The sequence below is a fragment of the Bacillota bacterium genome, assembly GCA_029961055.1.
GTDB lineage: Bacteria > Bacillota > Sulfobacillia > JAIMAT01 > JAIMAT01 > JAIMAT01.
The window spans coordinates 21,360-42,084 of record JASBVM010000027.1; the positions used below are offsets into that span (position 1 = coordinate 21,360).

At 72.3% G+C, this 20,725-nt stretch carries 18 protein-coding genes; 2 read left to right on the top strand and 16 right to left on the bottom strand.

The features are described from left to right. Positions 1-2 precede the first annotated feature (2 nt). Genes QJR14_07810 through queG form a run of 4 tightly spaced genes read right to left on the bottom strand, consistent with a single transcriptional unit; the run spans position 3 to position 3,403 of the window. Entirely contained in the window at positions 3-479 is a 477-nt protein-coding gene (locus tag QJR14_07810; protein ID MDI3317503.1) for an NADH-quinone oxidoreductase subunit C, read from the bottom strand. A gap of 12 nt (positions 480-491) precedes the next feature. Continuing rightward, positions 492-1,319, bottom strand: a complete 828-nt coding sequence (locus QJR14_07815) for an NADH-quinone oxidoreductase subunit B family protein (GenBank protein ID MDI3317504.1) — start codon at positions 1,317-1,319, stop codon at positions 492-494. Next, positions 1,310-1,672, bottom strand: a complete 363-nt coding sequence (gene ndhC / locus QJR14_07820; GenBank protein MDI3317505.1) for an NADH-quinone oxidoreductase subunit A — start codon at positions 1,670-1,672, stop codon at positions 1,310-1,312. Before ndhC ends, QJR14_07815 begins: the two co-directional genes overlap by 10 nt. A gap of 48 nt (positions 1,673-1,720) precedes the next feature. After that, positions 1,721-3,403 carry a tRNA epoxyqueuosine(34) reductase QueG gene (queG, locus tag QJR14_07825; protein MDI3317506.1) on the bottom strand — a complete coding sequence of 561 codons (1,683 nt, stop codon included), beginning with the start codon at positions 3,401-3,403 and terminating at the stop codon, positions 1,721-1,723. A gap of 40 nt (positions 3,404-3,443) precedes the next feature. Between queG and QJR14_07830 the strand changes: the two genes are divergently transcribed. Beyond that, entirely contained in the window at positions 3,444-5,189 is a 1,746-nt protein-coding gene (locus QJR14_07830; protein ID MDI3317507.1) for a stalk domain-containing protein, read from the top strand. Between the two features lie 3 nt (positions 5,190-5,192). Here the strand turns inward: QJR14_07830 and rlmD are convergent, their stop codons facing one another. Then, entirely contained in the window at positions 5,193-6,587 is a 1,395-nt protein-coding gene (rlmD, locus tag QJR14_07835) for a 23S rRNA (uracil(1939)-C(5))-methyltransferase RlmD (protein ID MDI3317508.1), read from the bottom strand. Positions 6,588-6,632: 45 nt separating this feature from the next. Here rlmD and QJR14_07840 point away from each other — a divergent pair, with 45 nt between their 5' ends. Then, on the top strand, positions 6,633-6,932 hold the full coding sequence (locus tag QJR14_07840; GenBank protein ID MDI3317509.1) for an acylphosphatase: 300 nt from the start codon (positions 6,633-6,635) through the stop codon (positions 6,930-6,932). 73 nt (positions 6,933-7,005) lie between these two features. On the opposite strand, the gene gatB is transcribed toward QJR14_07840, so the two are convergent. From gatB to QJR14_07895, 11 genes are all read right to left on the bottom strand, one after another. After that, positions 7,006-8,469, bottom strand: a complete 1,464-nt coding sequence (gene gatB / locus QJR14_07845; GenBank protein MDI3317510.1) for an Asp-tRNA(Asn)/Glu-tRNA(Gln) amidotransferase subunit GatB — start codon at positions 8,467-8,469, stop codon at positions 7,006-7,008. 62 nt (positions 8,470-8,531) lie between these two features. Continuing rightward, complete coding sequence (gene gatA / locus QJR14_07850; GenBank protein MDI3317511.1) at positions 8,532-9,989, bottom strand: Asp-tRNA(Asn)/Glu-tRNA(Gln) amidotransferase subunit GatA; 1,458 nt, start codon at positions 9,987-9,989, stop codon at positions 8,532-8,534. Continuing rightward, complete coding sequence (gene gatC, locus QJR14_07855) at positions 9,986-10,309, bottom strand: Asp-tRNA(Asn)/Glu-tRNA(Gln) amidotransferase subunit GatC (GenBank protein MDI3317512.1); 324 nt, start codon at positions 10,307-10,309, stop codon at positions 9,986-9,988. Before gatC ends, gatA begins: the two co-directional genes overlap by 4 nt. Positions 10,310-10,454: 145 nt before the next feature. Beyond that, positions 10,455-11,549, bottom strand: a complete 1,095-nt coding sequence (locus tag QJR14_07860; GenBank protein MDI3317513.1) for a dipeptide ABC transporter ATP-binding protein — start codon at positions 11,547-11,549, stop codon at positions 10,455-10,457. Positions 11,550-11,555: 6 nt separating this feature from the next. Then, entirely contained in the window at positions 11,556-12,548 is a 993-nt protein-coding gene (locus QJR14_07865; protein MDI3317514.1) for an ABC transporter ATP-binding protein, read from the bottom strand. A gap of 60 nt (positions 12,549-12,608) precedes the next feature. Beyond that, complete coding sequence (locus QJR14_07870) at positions 12,609-13,628, bottom strand: ABC transporter ATP-binding protein (GenBank protein MDI3317515.1); 1,020 nt, start codon at positions 13,626-13,628, stop codon at positions 12,609-12,611. Next, positions 13,625-14,731: an ABC transporter ATP-binding protein gene (locus tag QJR14_07875; protein ID MDI3317516.1), complete on the bottom strand. Its 1,107-nt coding sequence runs from the start codon at positions 14,729-14,731 to the stop codon at positions 13,625-13,627. The genes QJR14_07870 and QJR14_07875 overlap by 4 nt, the downstream gene beginning before the upstream one ends. Further along, on the bottom strand, positions 14,698-15,681 hold the full coding sequence (locus tag QJR14_07880) for an ABC transporter permease (GenBank protein ID MDI3317517.1): 984 nt from the start codon (positions 15,679-15,681) through the stop codon (positions 14,698-14,700). The genes QJR14_07875 and QJR14_07880 overlap by 34 nt, the downstream gene beginning before the upstream one ends. Beyond that, the gene (locus QJR14_07885) at positions 15,678-16,646 is read right to left on the bottom strand and encodes an ABC transporter permease (GenBank protein ID MDI3317518.1); all 969 of its coding nucleotides are present in this window, start codon (positions 16,644-16,646) and stop codon (positions 15,678-15,680) included. Before QJR14_07885 ends, QJR14_07880 begins: the two co-directional genes overlap by 4 nt. A 155-nt stretch (positions 16,647-16,801) precedes the next feature. Further along, positions 16,802-18,520: an ABC transporter substrate-binding protein gene (locus QJR14_07890; GenBank protein MDI3317519.1), complete on the bottom strand. Its 1,719-nt coding sequence runs from the start codon at positions 18,518-18,520 to the stop codon at positions 16,802-16,804. Positions 18,521-18,659: 139 nt separating this feature from the next. Then, entirely contained in the window at positions 18,660-20,723 is a 2,064-nt protein-coding gene (locus QJR14_07895; GenBank protein MDI3317520.1) for an energy-coupling factor transporter ATPase, read from the bottom strand. Positions 20,724-20,725 lie beyond the last annotated feature (2 nt).

The following is a 20,725-nucleotide window of genomic DNA, read 5'->3' on the forward strand; positions in this document are numbered from 1 at the left end:
TCTCAGCGGATCCGCACCCGGCGCGGCCGCTTCGGGCGGCGGTCGACGAAATCACGGCGGAGCGGGTGGCCCTCGTACCCCTCCCAGGTCAGGATGCGACGAAGGTCCGGGTGGTTGCGGAAGCGAACCCCCAGAAGGTCCCATGCCTCCCGCTCATGCCAGTTGGCACCCGGCCAGAGACCGGTGACGCTCTCGATCTCGGGCTGGTCGTGGGGCAGATCCACCTTCAGCTGGAGGCGGATCTCCGGGTGCGCGGTGCTCTGCAGCCAGTAGACCACCGCGAAGTGGTCCTCCCAGTCCACGGCGGTCATGCCGTGGAAAAGGTCGCAGCGGATGGCCGGCTCGTCGCGCAGCCAGCGCCCGACCTCCAGCAGCCGCTCCGCGGACAGCCGGAGGCCCAGCCCGCCGCGGAAGCCCTCGTCCACCTCCAGGTCGGGAAAGCGCTCCAGGATCGCCTGCTTGGCTTCCTCCAGGGTCATCTCGCCGCCTCCCTAGCCCCGGCTCGGGGTGAGGATGCGCGCCGGCTCCGGCTCCCGGCCCTCCCGGATGCGCGCCCGGTCCAGGCCCGCCCGCGCGATCTTCTGGCGGAGCCGGTAGATGGCGTGGAGGAGCGCCTCGGGCCGCGGCGGGCAGCCGGGGACGTAGACGTCCACCGGGATCAGCTTGTCGACGCCGTCGACCACGTTGTAGCCCTGCCAGAAGGGGCCTCCGTTGGTGGCGCAGACGCCCATGGAGATGACGTAGCGGGGCTCGGCCATCTGCTCGTAGAGGCGGACGGTGGGCTCGGCCATCTTCTCCGTGATGGTGCCCGCGATGATCATCACATCCGCATGGCGCGGCGAGCCCCAGGGGACCATGCCGTGCCGGTCGGCGTCGAAGCGGGAGGCGCCGAAGGCCATCAGCTCGATGCCGCAGCAGGCGGTGGCGAAGAGCATGTACCACATGGAGTTCTGGCGTCCCCAGTTGACCAGCGTCTGCAGGTTGGTGGTCAGGATCCCGGGCGCGTGCCGCCAGACGCCGGGCAGGATCTCGGCGTCCTGGAAGCCCACCTGCTCGGGGCCGAAGCGGCCCAGCTCGTCCAGCAGCTGCACCCGGGCCGGCGGCTTCCTCTCGCCGGTGGGGACCACCGGCCTCTCGTTCCGCGGCCGGAGCGGTCCGCTGGGCCGCTGGCGGGGCGCCGGCCGGGGAGGCTCGGCCGCGGGGGTCGCCGGAGAAGGCTGGGAGCCGTCCGCCGGAGCCGCCCCCTGCCGGGGCTGCCCCTGCTCCGGTACCTGCCCCGGCTGAGCCTTGCCCGGTTGCTCCTGATCGTTCACTCCCATGTCAACACCTTCTTTCGCCAGGCGTAGATCAAGCCGACCACCAGCATGGCGATGAAGACGAGGCCCTCGACCAGAGCGAAGGCCGGGCCGACGCGATGGAAGGCGACGCCCCAGGGGTAGAGGAAGACGGTCTCCACGTCGAAGACGACGAACATGAGCGCGATCACGTAATAGGCGACGTTGAATTGAACCCGGGCGTCTCCCCGCGGTATGATCCCCGATTCGTAGGGCATCCGCTTGCGGGTCTCGGGGTGATCCCGCCGCAGCAGGACCGAGGCGTAGATCATCAGCAGCGCAAAGGCGATGCCGCCGAGGAAGAAGAACAAGATGTCCACGTTTGCAGGTTCCGGCATGAAGGTCGCCCCTCTCTACGCCGCCACCCTTTGTTCACACGATCACTATTATAAAGCCGACCCGGGGTGTCCACCATCGCCGCCTCCGGCCGCCCGGTCCACCCGGCGGGCGAGGGCGGCCGCCAGGGTGTCCCGCCAGAGGTGGCGCCGGTCGACCAGGCCGCGGGTGAACCAGCCGACGGCGCCCTCGTGGCTGTTGATCTCCGCGTCCCCGCTCTCCCGCGCCATCAGTTCGCCCAGGGTCCGCCCGGCGCGCAGCGGCTCCAGGAAGCGCTCGGGCAGCGGCATGGTCAGTCCCCGGGCGCGGGAGACGGAGCCGTCCCGCCCCGCCACCACGCACCAGTTGATCAGCCAGGCGCCGTCGCCGGCGAGGTCGACGCCCCCCTCCATGCCCACGCCCAGGTCGGCCCAGGGCGCCGCCTCCAGCGCCGCCCGCGCCCGGCCCATGGCACCGCGGAGCGTCTCCTCCTCCCCGAGGGGCTGCGGGCGGACGCCGCTGGGGACCGCGATCCCCTCCACCCGCGCGCCCGGGCAGAGCCGCTCGAAGACCTCCCGGGCCGCCTCCACCTTGCTCGGGTTGAGCGAGCCGACGACCACCCCCAGCGGGGAGGAGCGCCGCTCCTGCGCCCAGGCGGCCGCCTCGCGCAGCAGGGGGTCGGGGGAGGCGAGGCCCCGGCGGAGGGCCGCTTCCTCCCGCGCGCCCCAGGCGGAGCGGGGCAGGTTGCCCAGCGCCAGGAGCGCGTTCCGCCGCAGCGGGCGCGGCCCGCGCCAGGCGGCGGGCGTCCGTCCGAAGAGGCGCCGGAAGGCTCCGTGGCCCATGGCGGCCACCTCGGCCAGCGGGAGCCGCTCGGGCCGCGCCGGCCAGGGCTCGCCTCGCGGATGGCCGGCCTTCCGCAGGCGGAGGTTGTAGGGGCAGACTTCCTGGCAGGTGTCGCAGCCCCAGAGCCGGTCGCCCAGGGGGGCACGGAGCTCCGGCGGCAGGGGCGCCGCCCGCTGGGTCCAGGTGGAGAGACAGCGGTCGGGCCGGAGGAGGCCGTCGCCGAGGAGGGCGCGCGTGGGGCAGGCTTCCAGGCAGCGCCGGCAGCGCCCGCAACCGCCGGTCGCGGGCGGGTCGGGCGGCAGCTCCACGTCCGTCACCAGGACGCCCAGGACGAGCCAGGAACCGAACTCGGGCGTGATCAGGCAGCCGTTCCGCCCGACCCAGCCGAGCCCCGCCGCCACCGCCGCCGCCCGCTCGCTGAGCAGGCCGCCGTCGACGCTCGCCCGCCAGCGGGCGCCGGGCACCTCCGCCTCCAGCCACCGGCCCAGCGCCTCCAGGCGCCGGCGGAGGAGCGGGTGGTAATCCTCGGCGGCGGCGTAGCGGGCGATCCGGCCGGTGGCGCACTGCGCCGAGGGGGTGGCGGGCTCTCCGGCCGCAGGCCCGGCCGGGGAAGGGCCGGCGGCGGGCCCGTACGGCAGCGCCGCCACCAGGAGCGAGCGGGCACCGGGCAGGAGCGCGGCGGGGTCGCTCCGCTCCTCCGGCTCGCCGCGGGTGAAGGGGACGTCGATGCCGCGCCGGCGGAGCAGCCGGAGACGGCGCTGCGCCTCGGGCCAGGCGGCCGCCTCCGCCACGCCCAGGCGGGGCAGGCCGAGGCGGCGCGCCTCGCGGCGGAGGCGCCTCTTCCGCAGCTCGCCCGCGTTGAGCCGCGGCGAGCCGGGCGGGATAATGTCACCGGGGACTGGACGGATCAAGGCCCTCATCTCCTGCGGACAGGAGGCGCACCGTTCCACCTTGCAGCTTCCAGGCGCCTCGCGCCGCACCTCCCCCCATCGTCGCCGGCTTTGGTGGCTCCTGCCCACCGCCCTCGCGGTGGTCGTCCTGCTCGCCCTCCCCGCCGCCTCGCCGCTCCACCGCCTGCCGGGCGGGGACGCGCCGGCCTCGGGCAGGGCGGGACCGTCGCCCGTCTCCGGCACGGGACCGGTCGAGCCGGGCCCGCCGCCCCACCAGCGGGAGAGCCCGCAGCCGCCCGCCGGGCCGGCCGAGGGCGGCTTCCGCTATTACCTTCCCCTTCCCAGCGGGACCATCGCCGTCTCCCGCCCGGAGATCGGCCTCCGGCTGGTGCCGCAGCCCGGCTTCCGCCCCGACCAGGTGCTGGCCGCGCTGGAGCTGGACGGCCGGCCCCTGCCCGCGGCGGTCCAGCCGGACGGGTGGGTGGGCCACCGGCCACCGGCGCCGCTGCCGCCGGGGTTGCATCACGCCTCCATCTACGTGGCCTACCGGGGTTACTACGCCGAGGAGTCCTGGACCTTCCGGGTCCTGACCGGCGCACCGCCGGAACCGCCCGCCCCGGAGGGTGCGGCGCTGGAGCAGGTGGCGCGGCTCAACCGGATCCGCGCCGCCCTGGACCTGCCGCCCGTGGCGCCCGACGCCGCCCTGACCGCCGCCGCCCGTTCCCATCTCCTCTACCTCGAGCTGAACCGGCCCGACGGCCAGCTGGACGCGACCGCCCACGAAGAGGAGCCGGAGGCCCCCGGCTTCACCGGGGCGGGGCCGCTCGACCGCGCCCGCACCTACGGTGCCGTCTGGCCCGCCGCCCGGGAGGTGATCGAGGCGGGCGCCAGCTCGCCGGCCGGCTCCCTGGCAGCCTGGATGGATTCCATCTACCACCGGATCGCGCTGCTCGACCCCGGCGCGCGGGCGGCCGGCTACGACCGCGGGCCGCTCCCGGCCGACTCGGACCGGCGCGCCTCGGTGATGGTGCTGGGGGCGGTTCCCGAAGCCGGCCTGGGCGGGCCGGTGGTCTACCCCGCCGACGGCCAGTTCGGCGTCCCCACCGCCTTCTACCCGGGCGAGGTGCCGGACCCGCTCCGCCTGGTCCCCGGGGCCCGCTACCCGACCGGCTACCCGATCACCGTCGGCTTCTACGGCAGCACCGTCGAGTCTGTCGTCGTCCGGGCGGCCAGCCTGGCCGACGAGGACGGCAGGCCCGTCCCCTTCTGGCTGATCACGCCGGGCGACACCTCCGAGGCGCGGACGGAGCTGGAGCAGACGCTGGTCCTGCTGCCCAGGAAGCCGCTGGAGGCGGACCGGAGTTACGTCTACCAGGTGGACGGGGTCGCCCTCACCGGTACGGGCGCCCGGCCCTTCGCCGTCCGCGCCCGCTTCTCCACGGCAGGCGCGCCGGCCCCCGAGCCGGGCGGTCCGCCGGTCAGCCTCCAGGGCCGGCCCCTCCCCATCCCGCGCTGGTCGGCGGGCGGGCGCCTGATGGTCCCCTTCCGGGATTTCTTCCAGGCCCTGGGATGGAAGGTGGTCTGGAACCCCGCCCGGCCCGCGGTGGCGCGCGCCGAGCAGGACGGCCGCTGGATCGAGGTGCGCGGGGAGAGCCTCCGGTTGGCCTCCTCCGGGGGCTCGCGCTGGATGGCGGTGCCCGCGCGGAGGCTGGGGGACGTCCTCTACGTCCCGCTGCGCGAGGCGGCCGAGGCCGCCGGCCTCCGGGTGAGCTGGGACCCGGCGGGCCGGGTCCGGCTCTCGCGCTAGGTCCTAGGCGTTCCGCGCCAGCCAGGCGACCGCCTCGACGTGGGCGGTCTGCGGGAAGAGATCGACCGGGGCCACCCGCTCCACCCGGTAGGAGGCGCCCTCCCCCGCCCCGGCGAGCAGCGCCAGGTCCCGGGCCAGCGTGGCCGGGTTGCAGGAGACGTAGACGACCCGGCGGGGGGCGGCGCGCCGGATCGCCGCCAGCACCTCGGGCGCCGCGCCCTTCCTGGGCGGGTCGAGAAGGAGGACGTCGACCGGCTCTCCGCCCGCCACCAGGCGGGGCAGGAGCCGCTCCGCCTTCCCCCGCAGGAAGCGGACGTGGCCGAGCCCGTTCCGCTCCGCGTTCTGGCGGGCGTCCTCCACCGCCGCCGCCACTTCCTCGATCCCCGTCACCCGGCGCGCCCGGAGCGCCGCGAAGAGCGCCAGCGTGCCGACGCCCGTGTACAGGTCGACCACGCGGTCGCCGGGCCCGAGGCCGGCCCCGTCCAGCGCCAGCGCGTAGAGCCGCTCGGCCTGCGCCTCGTTCACCTGGAAGAACGAGCGGGCGGCGACGCGGAAGCGGAGCCGGCCCCAGCCGGGGACCTCCATCGGCTCCTCCAGCTCGGGCCGGCCGGCCAGCGTCCACTCCCGCTCGCCCCAGACGGCGTTCCCCGGGCGCGGGTGGGCGGAGGCCACCACGCCCTCCAGCTCCGGCACCCGCCGCATCAGCTCCCCCGCCACCGCCGCCCCCTCCGGCCACGCGGCCGCCGCCACCACCACCGCCGCCAGCGCACGGCCCGCCCGCGGCGCCACCCGGACCACCAGGTGGCGGAGGAGCCCGCGCCCGCTGCGCTCGTCGTACCCCTCGAGCCCGCGCTCGCGCGCGACCTCCAGGAAGCTTGCCACCACCCGGTCGATGAGCGGGTGCTCGGCGACGCAGTCGACGAAGGGAACGATGCGATGCGTCTCCCTCTGGTAGAAGCCGGCCTGGAGCTCCCCCTCCGGCCCCCTGCCCAGCGGCACCGCCGCCTTGTTCCGGTAGCGCCAGGGAGACGGCGAAGGAAGCGTCGCCTCCACCTCCACCCCGCCCAGGTGTCCGATCCGCTCCAGCGCGTCCCGGACCAGGCGCCGCTTGGCCGCCAGCTGCGCCTCGTAGGCGACGTGCTGCCAGGTGCAGCCTCCGCAGCGGCCGAAGACCGGGCAGGGCGGCGCCACCCGCTGCGGCGAGGGGTCGGCCATCTCCAGAATCCGCGCCCTCGCCCAGCGGGCGTGGCGCTCCTCGATGCCCACGCGCAGCCGGTCGCCCGGCGCGCCGTAGGGGATGAAGAGGGTGAGGCCGCCGGCGTCGTGGGCGACCGCGTCGCCCTCGGCGGCCAGCGACTCGACCTCGACGGTCCGCTCCTCCATGATGGTCCTGGTCATGGCGTTCCTAGTGTAGACTGCGCAGGGCGAAGGAGGGGGAACCGCATGGAGACCGCGCGAGACGGCAGCCGGCAGCTGCGCGTCCACCTGCACATCCGCGGCCGCGTCCAGGGCGTCGGCTTCCGTGCCGGCGCCCAGGCCGAGGCGGAGCGGCTGGGGGTCACGGGTTGGGTCCGGAACGTGGAGGACGGCAGCGTCGAGCTGGAGGCGCAGGCCGATCCCGAGACCCTGGAGCGGTTCCTGCGCTGGTGCCAGCGCGGCCCCGCCGGCGCCCGGGTGGACGCGGTGGACACTTCCTCACGGCCGCCCGTCGGAGGCGAGGCCGGTTTCGCCATCCGCTTCTGAGCCCGGGACCGCCCGCGGGCAGGGTACCGCGGCGGCCCCGCCTCTCCCGCTGCCGCCCTCCCGTCTCCGGCAGCTACTCCTCCCGCTCGCGCAGGCGCTCCAGACGGCGGCGGAGCACCTCGTTCACCTTGGCCGCGTTGGCCTTGCCCCGCGTCTCGCGCATCACCTGGCCGACCAGCACGGCCACGGCCTTCTCCTTGCCGCCCAGGATGTCGGCCACCACCTTGGGGTTGGCCTCGATCACCTTGTCGGCCACCGCCTCCAGCGCCGACTCGTCGCGGATCTGGACCAGACCCTCGCGCTCCACGATCTGGCGCGGGTCGTCGCCGGTCTCCAGCATCCGCGCGAAGACCTGCTTGGCCAGCGTGGCGGTGACCGTCCCCTCCTCCACCAGGCCGATCAGCTCGGCCAGCCCCTGGGGCGTCAGGCGCAGCGAGGCGAGCGGCTCGCCCGTCTCGTTCAGGCGGGCGCTCACCTCGCCCAGGAGCCAGTTGGCCGCTTGGCGGAACGGCGCCCCGGCCGCCACCGCCGCGTCCAGGAAGTCGCCCAGCTCCCGCTGGGTGACCAGGGTCCAGGCTTCCTTGTAGGCCAGGCCGGCCTCCTGGTAGCGGGCGAGGCGCTGCTCGGGCAGCTCCGGCAGCGAGCGTTCGATCTCCGCCACCCAGGCGGGGTCGATCATCAGCGGCACCAGGTCGGGTTCGGGGAAGTAGCGGTAGTCGTTCACTTCCTCCTTGGAGCGGCCGGGCAGGGTGACGCCGCGGTTCTCGTCCCAGTGGCGCGTCTCGCGCTCGATCCGCTCGCCCCGCGCCAGCGCCTCCGCCTGCCGCTCGGCCTCGTAGGCCAGGGCGCGCTGGACGGCGCGGAAGGAGTTCATGTTCTTGACCTCCACCAGCACCCCCAGCTCCTTCGAACCGCGGGGGCGGATGGAGATGTTGGCGTCGCAGCGGAGCGAGCCTTCCTCCATCTTGACGTCGGAGACGCCGGTGTAGAGGACGGTCGCCCGCAGCATCTCGAGATAGGCGCGGGCCTCCTCGGGCGAGCGGATGTCGGGCTCGGAGACGATCTCCACCAGCGGCACGCCGGCGCGGTTGAAGTCGAGGAGCGTCGTCTCCCCCTTCGTCTCCCCCGCGCCCCCGGCGCCGTTCTCGCCGCCGTGGAGCGACTTGCCCGCGTCTTCCTCCATGTGCAGGCGGCGGATGCGGATCCGCCGCGGACCCTCGCCCACGTCGACGGTCAGCCAGCCGTTCCGCGCCAGCGGCTGGTCGTACTGGGAGATCTGGTAGCCCTTGGGGAGGTCCGGGTAGTGGTAGTTCTTCCGGTCGAACTTGGTCTCGCGGGCGATCTCGCAGTGGAGCGCCCGCGCCGCCCGGATGGCGAACTCGACGGCGCGCCGGTTGGGGACCGGGAGCGCGCCCGGCAGCGCCATGCAGACCGGGCAGACGTGGGTGTTGGGCTCGTCGCCGAAGTCGGCGGGGCAGGAGCAGAACATCTTGGTCCGCGTGGAGAGCTCGACGTGGACCTCCAGCCCGATCACCATCTCGTAGGCGTCCGTCGCCCCGGGCGCTCCCCGCCCGGCCTCGGGCCGCTCCAGCAGGCGGCTCACGGCGCCACCTCCTCCAGCTCGGCCGCCGGCGGCCAGGGCTCCAGCCCCAGCGCCGCCTCCAGCGCCCGGGCCGCGCGGAGCAGGAGCGCCTCCTCGAAGGGAGCCGCCATCAGCTGGACGCCCACGGGCAGCCCCTCCGCGCTCCCGCAGGGGAGCGAGATCGCCGGCAGCCCCGCCAGGTTGGCCGGGATGGTGCAGATGTCGTTCATGTACATCGTGAGCGGGTCGGAGACCTCCCCCAGCCGGAAGGCGACGGTGGGCGCCGTCGGCGTCAGGAGCAGGTCGTAGCGCTGGAAGGCCTCCCGGAACTCCTGCCGGATCCGCGTCCGCACCTTCTGCGCCTTCAGGTAGTACTGGTCGTAGTAGCCGGCGCTGAGCGCGTAGGTGCCCAGCATGATCCGCCGCCGCACCTCCGCCCCGAAACCCTTCTGCCGCGTCCGGTCGTACAGCTCGCCGTAGCTCTTGGCCCCCGCCGCGCGGTAGCCGTAGCGGACGCCGTCGTAGCGCGCCAGGTTGGCCGAGGCCTCCGCCGGCGCGATCACGTAGTAGGTGGCCAGCGCGTACCGGGTGGAAGGAAGCTCCATCTCCTCCACCCGCGCCCCCTCCCGCTCCAGCTTCCTCGCCGCTCCCAGCACCGCCTCGCGCACCGCGGGCGCGATCCCCTCGCCGAAGTACTCCCGCGGCAGGCCGACGCGGAGCCCCCGGGCGCCCTCCTCCAGCCCCTCCAGGTAGTCGGGCACCGGCCGGTCGGCCGAGGTGGCGTCGCGCGGGTCGTGACCGGCGATCAGCCCGAGCAGCACGGCGGCGTCGCGGACGTCGCGCGTGATCGGCCCGATCTGGTCCAGCGAGCTGGCAAAGGCGACCAGCCCGTAGCGCGAGACCCGCCCGTAGCTGGGCTTCAGGCCGACCAGGCCGCAGTAGGCGGCCGGTTGGCGGATCGACCCGCCGGTGTCCGAGCCCAGCGCCCAGGGTGCCATGCCCGCCGCCACCGCCGCCGCCGAGCCTCCGCTGGAGCCGCCGGGGACCCGCTCCAGGTCCAGCGGGTTGCGCGTCGGCTCGAAGGCCGAGTGTTCGGTGGAGGAGCCCATGGCGAACTCGTCCATGTTGGTCTTGCCCAGCCAGCCGAGTCCCGCCGCCTCCAGCCGCTCCACCGCGGTCGCCGTGTAGGGCGGCACCCAGTCCGCCAGCATGCGCGAGGCGCAGGTGGTGCGGAGCCCGGCGGTGACCAGGTTGTCCTTCAGCGCGATGGGCAGGCCGGCCCAGGGGCCGGGCCCGCGCCCCCCCTCCCGGTCGGCCCGGATCGCCGCCTCCAGCGCCCGCTCCGGCGTCTGCGCCAGGAAGGCGTGGACCCGCCCGTCCAGCCTCGCCATCCGCTCCACGTAGAACTCCGCGATCTCCCGGCGGCTCGCGCCCGAGGCGAGCCACTGGTGGACCGGCCGCAGCGCCGGGATCACGGTTCCGCCTCCCCGCCGGAGTTCTCGCCTTCCTCGCCGATCACCCGGGGCACCCGCCAGAAGGGGCCCTCCCGGTCCGGTGCCTGCTCCAGCAGCTGCTCGCGCCCGAGGCCCGGGCGCGGCTCGTCCTCCCGCAGCGCGTTGACCTGGTCGAGCACGTGGGCGGTGGGCGCCAGGTCGGAGGTGTCCACTTCCTGAAGCTGGGCGACGTAGGAGAGGATCGCGCCCAGCTCCCCCGCCAGCGCCCGGACCTCCTCCTCGTCCAGGGCCATCCGCGCCAGGCGCGCCACGTGGCGCACCTCCTCGGGGGTGATGGCCATCTCGCCGGAAACCTCCCCTCCGGCGGAAGGGTGCCGGGAAGCCCTCTTCCGCCCGTCAAAGCTCGTTCTACCACGACGGCCGGGGCGGAGGCGAGTCGCCCCCTCCCCGGCCGGAGAAGCCGGAGACCGGTCGCCGGCGATCCCGTCAGGCGGCCGGCCCGCCCTGCCCCGGCGCCGGCGACGGCACCGCCGTCTCCGGCTGGCCCGCGGCCCTGCCGGGGTGAAGGTGGCAGGCCACGCGGTGGCCGGCGGCCACCTCGACCATGGGCGGCTCCACCTCGCGGCAGACGTCCATGGCGAAGGGGCAGCGCGTGTGGAAGCGGCAGCCCGAGGGCGGGTGGGCGGGCGAGGGGACGTCGCCCTGGAGGACGATCCGCTGCCGGTACTTCTGCACCTTGGGGTTGGGCAGCGGGACCGCCGAGAGGAGCGCCTGGGTGTACGGGTGGAGCGGGTTGGCGTAGAGCTCGTCCGTCTCCGCCGACTCCACCACCTGGCCCAGGTACATCACCGTCACCCGTTCGGAGATGTGCCGGACCACGGCCAGGTCATGGGCGATGAACAGGTAGGTGAGGTGGAACTCTTCCTGGAGCCGCTCCAGCAGGTTGATCACCTGCGACTGGACGGAGACGTCCAGCGCCGAGACCGGCTCGTCGAGCACCAGCAGCTTCGGGTTGAGCGCCAGCGCTCGCGCGACGCCGATCCGCTGCCGCTGACCGCCGGAGAACTCGTGCGGGTAGCGCCGGACGTGGGCGGCGCTGAGGCCCACCACCTCCAGCAGCTCCCGCACCCGCTCCTCCTTGGCGCGACCCCTGGCGAGGCCGTGGATCTCCAGCGGCTCCCCCACGATGTCGCCCACCGTCATGCGCGGGTTGAGCGAGCCGTAGGGATCCTGGAAGACGATCTGCATCTCGCGCCGGAGCTTCCGCATCTCCTCCCGGCCGAGCCTGTAGATGTCGCGCCCCTCGAAGAGGACCTGGCCGGAGGTGGGCTCGATCAGGCGCAGGACCAGGCGGCCGGTGGTCGACTTGCCGCAGCCCGACTCGCCCACCAGCCCCATGGTCTCGCCGCGGCGGATGTGGAAGCTGACGCCGTCCACCGCCCGCACCCAGCCGGTCACCCGGCCCAGGAGCCCGCCGGTGATGGGGAAGTGCTTCTTCAGGTCGCGGACGTCCAGGAGGACCTCCTCGGGGCGGGCGGCCGGCGCCCCGCCGGCCGCCCGCTCGCTCCTCGGCTGAGCCAGCGCCACTCAGGCCACCCCCCGGGTCTCGATCTCGCCGTGCCGCCAGCAGGCGACCCGGCGGCCCGCCGCCGCCGTCTCCAGGGGCGGCTCTTCCTGCCGGCAGCGGTCGACGGCGTACGGGCAGCGCGGGGCGAAGGCGCACCCCTTGGGGAGCGCCAGCGGGTTGGGCACGTTCCCCTCGATCACGTGGAGCTTCTCGCGGCGCCGCTCCATGCTGGGAATGGAGTGGAGCAGCCCCTCGGTGTAGGGGTGGAGCGGCCGCTCGAAGAGGTCGTCCACCGGCGCCTCCTCCACCACCTTGCCGGCGTACATGACGATCACCCGGTCGCACATGTCGGCGACCACGCCCATGTCGTGGGTGATCAGGAGGACCGCCGTCCCGAACTCTTTCTTCAGCTCCTTGATCAGCTCCAGGATCTGCGCCTGGATGGTGACGTCCAGCGCCGTGGTCGGCTCGTCGGCGATGAGGAGCTTGGGGTTGCAGGCCAGCGCCATGGCGATCATGACCCGCTGGCGCATGCCGCCCGACATCTGGTGCGGGTACTGGTCCACGCGCACCTCCGGGGAGGGGATGCCCACCCGGCGGAGCATCTCGATCGCCCGTGCCCGGCTCTCGCGGGCGTCCACCTTCTGGTGGAGCCGGATGCTCTCCTCGATCTGGTAGCCGACGGTGAAGACCGGGTTGAGCGAGGTCATGGGTTCCTGGAAGATCATCGAGATCTCGTTGCCCCGGATCTTCCGCATCTCCCGCTCGCTCAGCCGCAGCAGGTCGCGGCCCTCGAAGAGGATCCGACCGCCCGCGATCCGGCCTGGCGGGTCGGAGATCAGCCGCATGATGGAGAGCGACGTGACGCTCTTGCCGCTGCCCGACTCGCCGACGATGCCCAGCGTCTCGCCCCGCCCCAGGTCGAAGCTGACGCCGTCGACGGCGCGCGCCACCCCGTCCTCGGTGCGGAAGATGGTCTTCAGGTCGTCCACTTGCAGGAGTCGCTCCGTCAACGGTCTCCCTCCCTTCCCGGAGAGCCCTCCCCGGTTCTCCGGCCGACCCGGCCGGGATGTCTAGCTCAGCGGAAAGTGGCAGGCCACCTGATGGCCGGCCGCCACCTCGCGCAGCTGCGGCGCCTGCTCGGCGCAGACGGGCTGTGCGAAAGGACAACGCGGATGGAACCGGCAACCCGAGGGTGGATGGGCCGGCGACGGCACCTCGCCCTGCAGGATCATCCGCTGCCGCCTGCGGTGGGGATTGGGCAGGGGTACGGCCGACAGGAGCGCGGCGGTGTACGGGTGGGCCGGGTGATCGAAGAGTTCCCCGGTCTCCGCCACCTCCACCAGCTGGCCCAGGTACATGACGCCCACATGGTCGGAGATGTGCCGGACCACGTTGAGGCCGTGGGCGATGAAGAGATAGGTGAGGCCCAGCTGGTCCTGCAGGTCGCTGAGCAGGTTGAGGATCTGCGACTGGACGGAGACGTCCAGCGCCGAGACGGCCTCGTCGGCGACGATGAACTTGGGGTTGAGCGCGATCGCCCGGGCGATGCCCACCCGCTGCCGCTGGCCGCCCGAGAACTCGTGCGGGAAGCGGTTCCGCCAGGCCGGGTCGAGGCCGACCATGCGCATCAGCTCGCGTACGCGCTCGTCGATCTGCTGGGGCGAGCCGTAACGGTGGACGCGCAGGGGCTCGGCGATGATGTCGCCGACGGTGAAGCGCGGGTTGAGCGAGCCGTAGGGGTCCTGGAAGATGACCTGCATCTCCTTGCGCATCGGCCGGAGCCGCGAGGCGGGGAGATGGAGGATCTCCTGGCCCTCGAAGAAGACGGAGCCGGACGTGGCCGGCTGGAGCCGGAGGATGACGCGGCCCAGCGTGGTCTTGCCGCAGCCGGACTCGCCCACCAGGCCGAAGGTCTCCCCCGCCTGGATCTCCAGGCTCACGTCGTCGACCGCGCGCACCTGGCCCACCACGTGGCCCAGGAGGCCGCGGCGGATGGGGAAGTACTTCTTCAGGTGGACGACGCGAACGAGCGGCTCGGCGGCCTCCGCCTGCAGCGAGCCTTCGAGCGCCTTGGCGGTCCCCGCGCTCATGCCCGGCTCACCCCTTCCCGCGTCGAGCTGCCCAGCCCGGCGCCGCCCGCCGTCACGCCGCCGTCCGGCGACCCGGCCTCGCCGGCCGCGGGAGCGACGGCGGTCGCGCCGGCGCCCTGGCCGGCGGCGGCCACCTCTTCGGCGCGCCAGCAGGCCACCTGGTGTCCGTTGATGCGGCGGAGGGGCGGCTCCTCCCGCCGGCAGCGCTCCTCCGCCCACGGGCAGCGGGGGTTGAACCTGCAGCCCGACGGCAGGTTGGCCAGGTTGGGAATGCTTCCTTTGATGGTGTGGAGCCGGCCGCCCCGCTCCCCCTCCATCCCCGGGATGGAGGCCAGCAGCCCCTGGGTGTACGGGTGGCTCGGCGCGTCGAAGAGCTCGAAGACCGTCCCCGTCTCCATCACCCGGCCGGCGTACATGACCGCCACCCGGTCGGCCATCTCCGCCGCGATGCCCATGTCGTGGGTGATGAGGAGGATCGACATCCCGAACTCGGACTTCAGCTGGCGGAGCAGGTCGAGGATCTGCGCCTGGATGGTGACGTCCAGCGCCGTGGTCGGCTCGTCGGCGATCAGGAGCCGCGGGTTGCAGGCCAGCGCCATGGCGATCATGGCCCGCTGCCGCATGCCGCCGGAGAACTCGTGCGGGTACTGCTGGACCCGGACCTCGGGCTCGGGGATGCCCACCAGGCGGAGCATCTCCACCGCCCGCGCCCACGCCTGCTCCTTCGACTTCCCCTGGTGGAGCATGACCGCCTCGGCGATCTGGTCGCCGACGGTGAAGACGGGGTTGAGGGCGGTCATCGGCTCCTGGAAGATCATCGCGATCTCACTGCCGCGGATGCGGCGCATCTGGTCCTGGCTCTTGGTCGCCAGGTCCTCGCCGCCGAAGAGGATCCGCCCGCCCAGGATGGCTCCGTTGTCGTGCTCGATCAGCCGCATCACGCTCAGGGCGGTGACGCTCTTGCCGCTGCCGGACTCGCCCACCACGCAGAGCGTCTCGCCCTCGTTCACCTCCAGCGAGATGCCGTCGAGCACTTTCAGGTAGCCGCGGTCGGTGAAGAAGCCGACCGTCAGGCCTTCGATTTGGAGTAGCGGGCGCGCCATGCTTCGATCCTCCCTTTCGGCACGCGAGCCTTCTGGCGGGGGTCCATGGCGTCCCGGATCCCGTCGCCCACGAAGTTGACCGCCAGCACCGTCAGAAAGATGGCGAGACCGGGGAAGACCGCCATCCACGGCTCGGTCAGCATGAAGTTCTGCGCGTCGTTCAGCATCTGGCCCCAGCTGGTCTGCGGCGGCTGCACGCCCAGCCCGAGGAAGGAGAGGCCCGACTCCGACAGGATGGCGCCGCCCACCATCAGCGTCGCGTTGACGATGATGGGCGCCACGGCGTTCCGGATCAGGTGGCTGAACATGATCTTCCAGCTGGAGACCCCGATGGCCCGCGCGGCCTCGACGTACTGCATCTCCCGCAACTGGAGGAACTCGCCGCGCACCAGCCGCGCGACGCCCATCCAGCTGGTGAAGACCAGGACCAGGATCAGGTACTGGAACTTGGTCCCGAAGATCGCCAGCACCAGGATGTTCAGGAAGAGCGCGGGGAAGGAGAGCATCACGTCGACGAAGCGCATCAGCACCGTGTCGATCCAGCCGCCGAAGTACCCCGCGATCCCCCCGAGCAGCGAGCCGATGAAGACCGAGCCGGCCGCCACGGTGAAGCCGATCAGGAGCGAGACCCGGCCGGCGTTGAGCACCCGGGAGAAGATGTCCCGTCCCAGGTCGTCGGTGCCGAACCAGTGCTGGAGGCTCGGCGGCTGCATGATGGCGGTCAAGTCCGGCTTCGCCGGATCGTACGGGCTGATCCAGGGCGCCAGGATGGCCACGACCACTTCCAGCAGGACGAAGGCGAGCGCCGCCATCGCCAGGGGGTTCTGCCGGAAGCGCCGGACAGCCGAACGCCAGGGAGACTCCGGCTTCTCCGAGAGCTGGATGGTCTCGAAGCCCGGCTCGGCGACGGGAGGCAGCTCCTGGGGCGGCGTGGGCAGCACCTGGCTCATCGCGCCTCAGCCCCCCCGGCGCCCAGCTGCACCCGCGGGTCGATGATGGCGTAGAGGATGTCCGCCAGCAGGTTCCCCAGCACCACCATGGCCGCGATGATCATGGTGATGGCCATGAGCACCGAGTATTCGCGGGCGAAGGCCATCTGGACGAAGAGCTGGCCCATGCCCGGCCAGTTGAAGACCGCCTCGGTCAGGGCCGCGCCGGCCACCACGATGGGCAGGTCGAGGCCCAGGACGGTGACCACGGGGATGAGCGCGTTGCGCAGCGCGTGCCGGAAGACCACCCGCCGCTCGGGGACACCCTTGGCCCGCGCCGTGCGGACGTAGTCCTGGTTGAGCACCTCCAGCATGCTGGCCCGCGAGTACTTGAGGTAACCCGCCAGGTTGATCAGGACCAGCACCGTCACCGGCAGCACCATGTGCCAGACGAGATCGCCCAGGTCGCTCCGGCCCATGCTGTGCATGTCCGAAAGCGGAAACCAGCCCAGCTTGAGGGCGAAGAACATCTGGAGCAGGATGCCGAACCAGAAGGCGGGCATGGAGAAGCCGATGTATCCCACCACCGAGCCGGCGTTGTCGGCCAGGCCGTACTGCCGCGTGCTGCTGTAGATCCCCCAGGGGATGGCGATGAGGAGCGCCAGCACCCAGGACGTGGTCATCAGGATCAGGGTGTTGCCGAGGGTCGGCCAGACGATCTGGGCCACCGGCAGGTGGTTCTTGAACGTGTAGCCGAAGTTGCCCCGCAGCATCAGACCGAGCCAGTTCAGGTACTGGATGGGTACGGGCCGATCCAGGCCGAGGTTGTGCGCCTGGATCCGCTGCACCTCCGGCGAGACGCCCGGCCGCAGGAAGATGGCCGTCGGCCCGCCGGGTGCGGCGTGGATGAGAGCGAAGCTGACCACCGACACCAGGAAGAGGACCAAGAGGCTCTGTAAGATGCGGCGAACCAGGTACTCTCCCACACCCATCCCCTCCTTTCCGCACGAGTGGACGCCTCTGGAACCGGTTAAGCCGAGTTTACTCGCTCCTGCCCCGGCTCCAAGATTGGAAACACCAGGGAAGGGGCCCGGCCGGGCCCCTTCCCGTCACCGCGTCGACCCTCGGTCTGCCGGCCCGCTCACGACTGCGGCGACACCCACCAGTTCTGGATGTGCCAGAAGTAGGCGTACGGCAGAGCCTGGAACGGCGCATCCTCCGGCTGCCAGTGCACGCGCTTGTTGTATCCGCCGATGATGTTCAACTGCCACAGGAAGATGTACGGCAGATCCGTCGAGATCTTCTGGGCGATCTGGGCGTAGATCTCCTTGCGCTGCGTGATGTCCGTGGTGGAGTTGCCCTGCTCCCAGAGCGCGTCGATCTCCTTGTCCGTGTACCAGCCCCAGTTCTGCCCGTTGGGCGGGAAGTACTTGGAGCTGAAGATCTGCTCGTTGTCCGGGTCGAGCCCGCCGTACCAGCCGAGCAGGATCGCCTGGCCCTTGCCCGGGTTGATCCACTGGTCGATCCAGGTGGAGAAGTCCAACGCCTGGATGTTGACCTTGATCCCGACGTCCTTCAGCTCCTGCTGGATGATCGCGGACACCTGCTGGCGACGCAGGTTGCCGGTGTTGTACTGGAGCGTGAACTCGAAGCGGTGCCCGTTCTTGTAGAGGTAGCCGTCCGGGCCCATCTTCCAGCCGTCCTCGGCCAGGAGCTGCTTCGCCTTCTCGGGATCATAGCTGTAGGTCACGGCCGCGCCCGCCTTGTACGCCCAGTTGGTGGGCAGGAAAGGCGAGTCGATGGGCTGGGCGTATCCCTTGATGACCTGCTTGATGATCTCGTCGCGGTTGATGGCGTAGGCGATCGCCTGCCGCGTCTTGATCCCCGCGAACGGGCTCTGGTTCCCGAACTGGGGGAAGTTGGAGCCCTTGAAGTTCAAGCCCAAGTAATCCCACGACGGGCCGGGCTGGTTGACCAGGGTGATGTTCTTGTTGCTCTCGACTGCGGGCAGGCTCGGCACCGGTATGCCGTTGAACATGTCCACGTCGCCCTTGAGGAGCGCCTGGACCGCCGTGTTCTGGTCGGCATAGATCTTGTAGACGATCTTCTGGATGTTCGGCTGCGGACCCCAGTAGTTGGGGTTGACTTCGAACTCCAGGTACTGCTTCTGGACCCACTTGGTCCAGACCCACGGACCGCTGGAGAGCGTCTTGGCGGGATCCGTCCCGTACGGGTTCTTCTGCAGGTCCTTGACCGGAACGTTCTCCAGCAGGTGCTTGGGCATCACCCAGGCGCCCATCAGCACGTTGGCCACGAAGGGCGCGTAGACCTTCTTCAGGTCGAACTCCACCGTGGTGGGATCCAGCGCCTTCGCCTGCTTGACCTGGTCGAAGTACGAGACCAGCGGCGAGCCGAGGTCCTTGTTGGCGATGACGTTGGCGCTCCAGGCCACGTCGTCGGCCGTCAGCGGCTGGCCGTCCGACCACTTCAGGTTCGGCTTGAGCTTGACGATGTAGGTGGTGCCGCCGTTCTGCACCTGGAAGGGCTCGGCTGCCAGCGACCACTGGCTGACGATCGGCTGGCCCTTGTTGTCCATGTCATAGAGAGGCGCGTTGATGAAAAAGGCGGCGTCAGCCGACGGGACGTCGTTGATGAACGCGGGGTTGAGGGTGATGATGTCCGACGTTTCCGCAAAGGTGAACGTCCCGCCCTTGACCGGCTTGTTCTCGGCGGTGGGCGCCGTGGTCTTCGGCTGCTCCGTCGTCTTCGCACCGCCGCCGCCGCAGGCGGACAGAACCAGTGCGAAGACGGCGATGACGGCGAAGAACCCCGCCCAGGGTTTTGCACGCCAGTGCGACAAGAAACTCCCTCCTCTGCGCTTCGGACTCCTGAGGCGCGCTCGCGCGCCGCTACCCGTGGAGTGCTCTGACCGTCCCCGGACCCTTGGGCTTCCGGGCGCGTGCAACACCTCCCCCAGGCTGGTCGGCCTCGTCCCAATGTTAAGGCAAGTTTACGCCGTCCGGTGGGTTCTCGATCGTTGGCAATAACTCCTTCCAGTTGACGCGCCTTCCGCCGGGTCCATGCCTCTTCATCGCCCGCTTCTCGCGCCGGTCAGGCGGACGAAGCCCTCCTCGTCCAGGACGGTCACTCCCAGCTCCTGCGCCCGCGCCAGCTTGGAGCCCGGATCCCGGCCGGCCACCACGTAGTCCGTCTTCCGGCTGACCGAGTCGGTGACGCGACCGCCCAGCCGCTCGATCAGCTCCTGCGCCTCCCGGCGGGTGAACCGCTCCAGCGTCCCCGTCAGGACGAAGCTCTTGCCCGCCAGCGGCGCCTCCGCGCCGGCGGGGCGCCCGCCCGCCCCGGGCTCGGTCACCACGCCGGCCCGCGCGGCCACCACGCCCCGCTCGGCCAGCCGCGCGATCATCTCGCGGTTCTGCGGCTGCGCGAAGAAGGCGCGGACGCTCCGCGCGATCTTGGGGCCGATGCCGGGGACGGCGGCGAGGGTCGCTTCCTCCGCCTCGGCGAGACGGCCGATCTCGCCGAAGGCGCGCGCCAGCTCCCGCGCCGCCCGCTCGCCCACCAGCTCGATGCCGAAGGCGTAGAGCAGCTGCCGGAGGGGGCGCCGGCGGGCCGCGGCGCGCCCTGAGCTCGGCCGCCAGGTCGGCCAGCAGGTAGCGGCCGCGGTAGTCCTGGGCGGTGGTCGGCTCGTCGAGCACCAGCACCTTCGGCTCCAGCGCCAGGACGGCGGCCACGGCCAGCTTCCTGCGGTCGCCGAAGCTCATCCGGAAGGGGAAGAGCTCGGTCTGCGCCTCCAGGCGGACGGCGGCCAGCGCCGCCCGGCTCCGCGCCAGCACCTCCTCCTCGGGCAGGCCCTGGTTCCGCAGGCCGAAGGCGACCTCCTCCAGCACCGAAGGGTTGAAGAGCTGGTAGTCGGGATCCTGCAGGACCAGCCCCAGCTGGCGCGCGATCGCGGCCACCGAGAGCGGCGCGGTCTCGCGCCCGGCCAGGCGGTAGCTCCCCTCCTGGGGGCGGATCAGGCCGGCGAGGAGCTTGAGGAGCGTGCTCTTGCCGGAGCCGTTCTGGCCGACGACGCCGACGAACTCGCCCTCCCCCGCGCGCAGCGAGACGTCCTCGAGGGCGGGGCGCTCCTGGCCGGGGTAGCGGAAGGTGACGTGCTCCAGCTCCAGCACGGGCGGACGCGTCGCGGCCGGCCGCTCCCGCCGGGGCACCGGCACCGGCGCCCGCGCCCGGCTCCGCAGCGCCTCCACCACCGCCTCCTCCGCGGGTCCCGGGGGCAGCGCGACGCCCCGCCGGCGCACGCGCCAGGCGACGTGCTCGGCCGGCGGGGCCTGCACGCCGGCCGTCTCCAGGAGGTCGACCTGGCGCATCACCTCGGCATACGGGCCGTAGGCGACGGCTCTCCCCTCCTCCAGCACCAGCGCGTGGGTGGCCAGGCCGAGGACTTCCTCGGTCTTGTGGGTGGTCATGACGATGGTCACGCGACGCTCCTGGCGGAGCTTGCTGATGGCCCGGAGCAGCTCGCGGCTGCCCAGCGGGTCCAGCTGGGCGGTGGGCTCGTCCAGGACGAGGAGCGGCGGCAGCGAGGTGAGCGCGGCACCCAGGACGAGCCGCTGCTTCTGCCCTCCGGAGAGCGCCTTGGTGGGGCGCCGGCGGTAGCCGGCCAGGTCCACCACCTCCAGCGCCCACTCCACGCGCCGTCGGATCTCCTCCGCCGGCACCGCCCGGTTGGCCAGCGCCAGCCCCATCTCCATCTCCACGATGGGCATGGAGATCTGGCTCTCGGGGTTCTGCATCACCAGCCCGACCCGGTCGGTCAGCTCGGCCAGCCGGTACTCCCAGGGGTCGACGCCCACCACCTCCACCGTGCCCGAGCGCCGCCCGGCGTAGATGTTGGGCACGATCCCGGTCAGCAGGTAGCAGAGGGTGGACTTGCCGGCGCCGTTGGCCCCCAGGACGACCAGGAAGTCGCCCGGTTCCAGGGTGAAGGAGATCCCCCGGAGGATCTCCCCGCCCCCCTGGTACTGGAAGGCGAGCTCCTCCACCC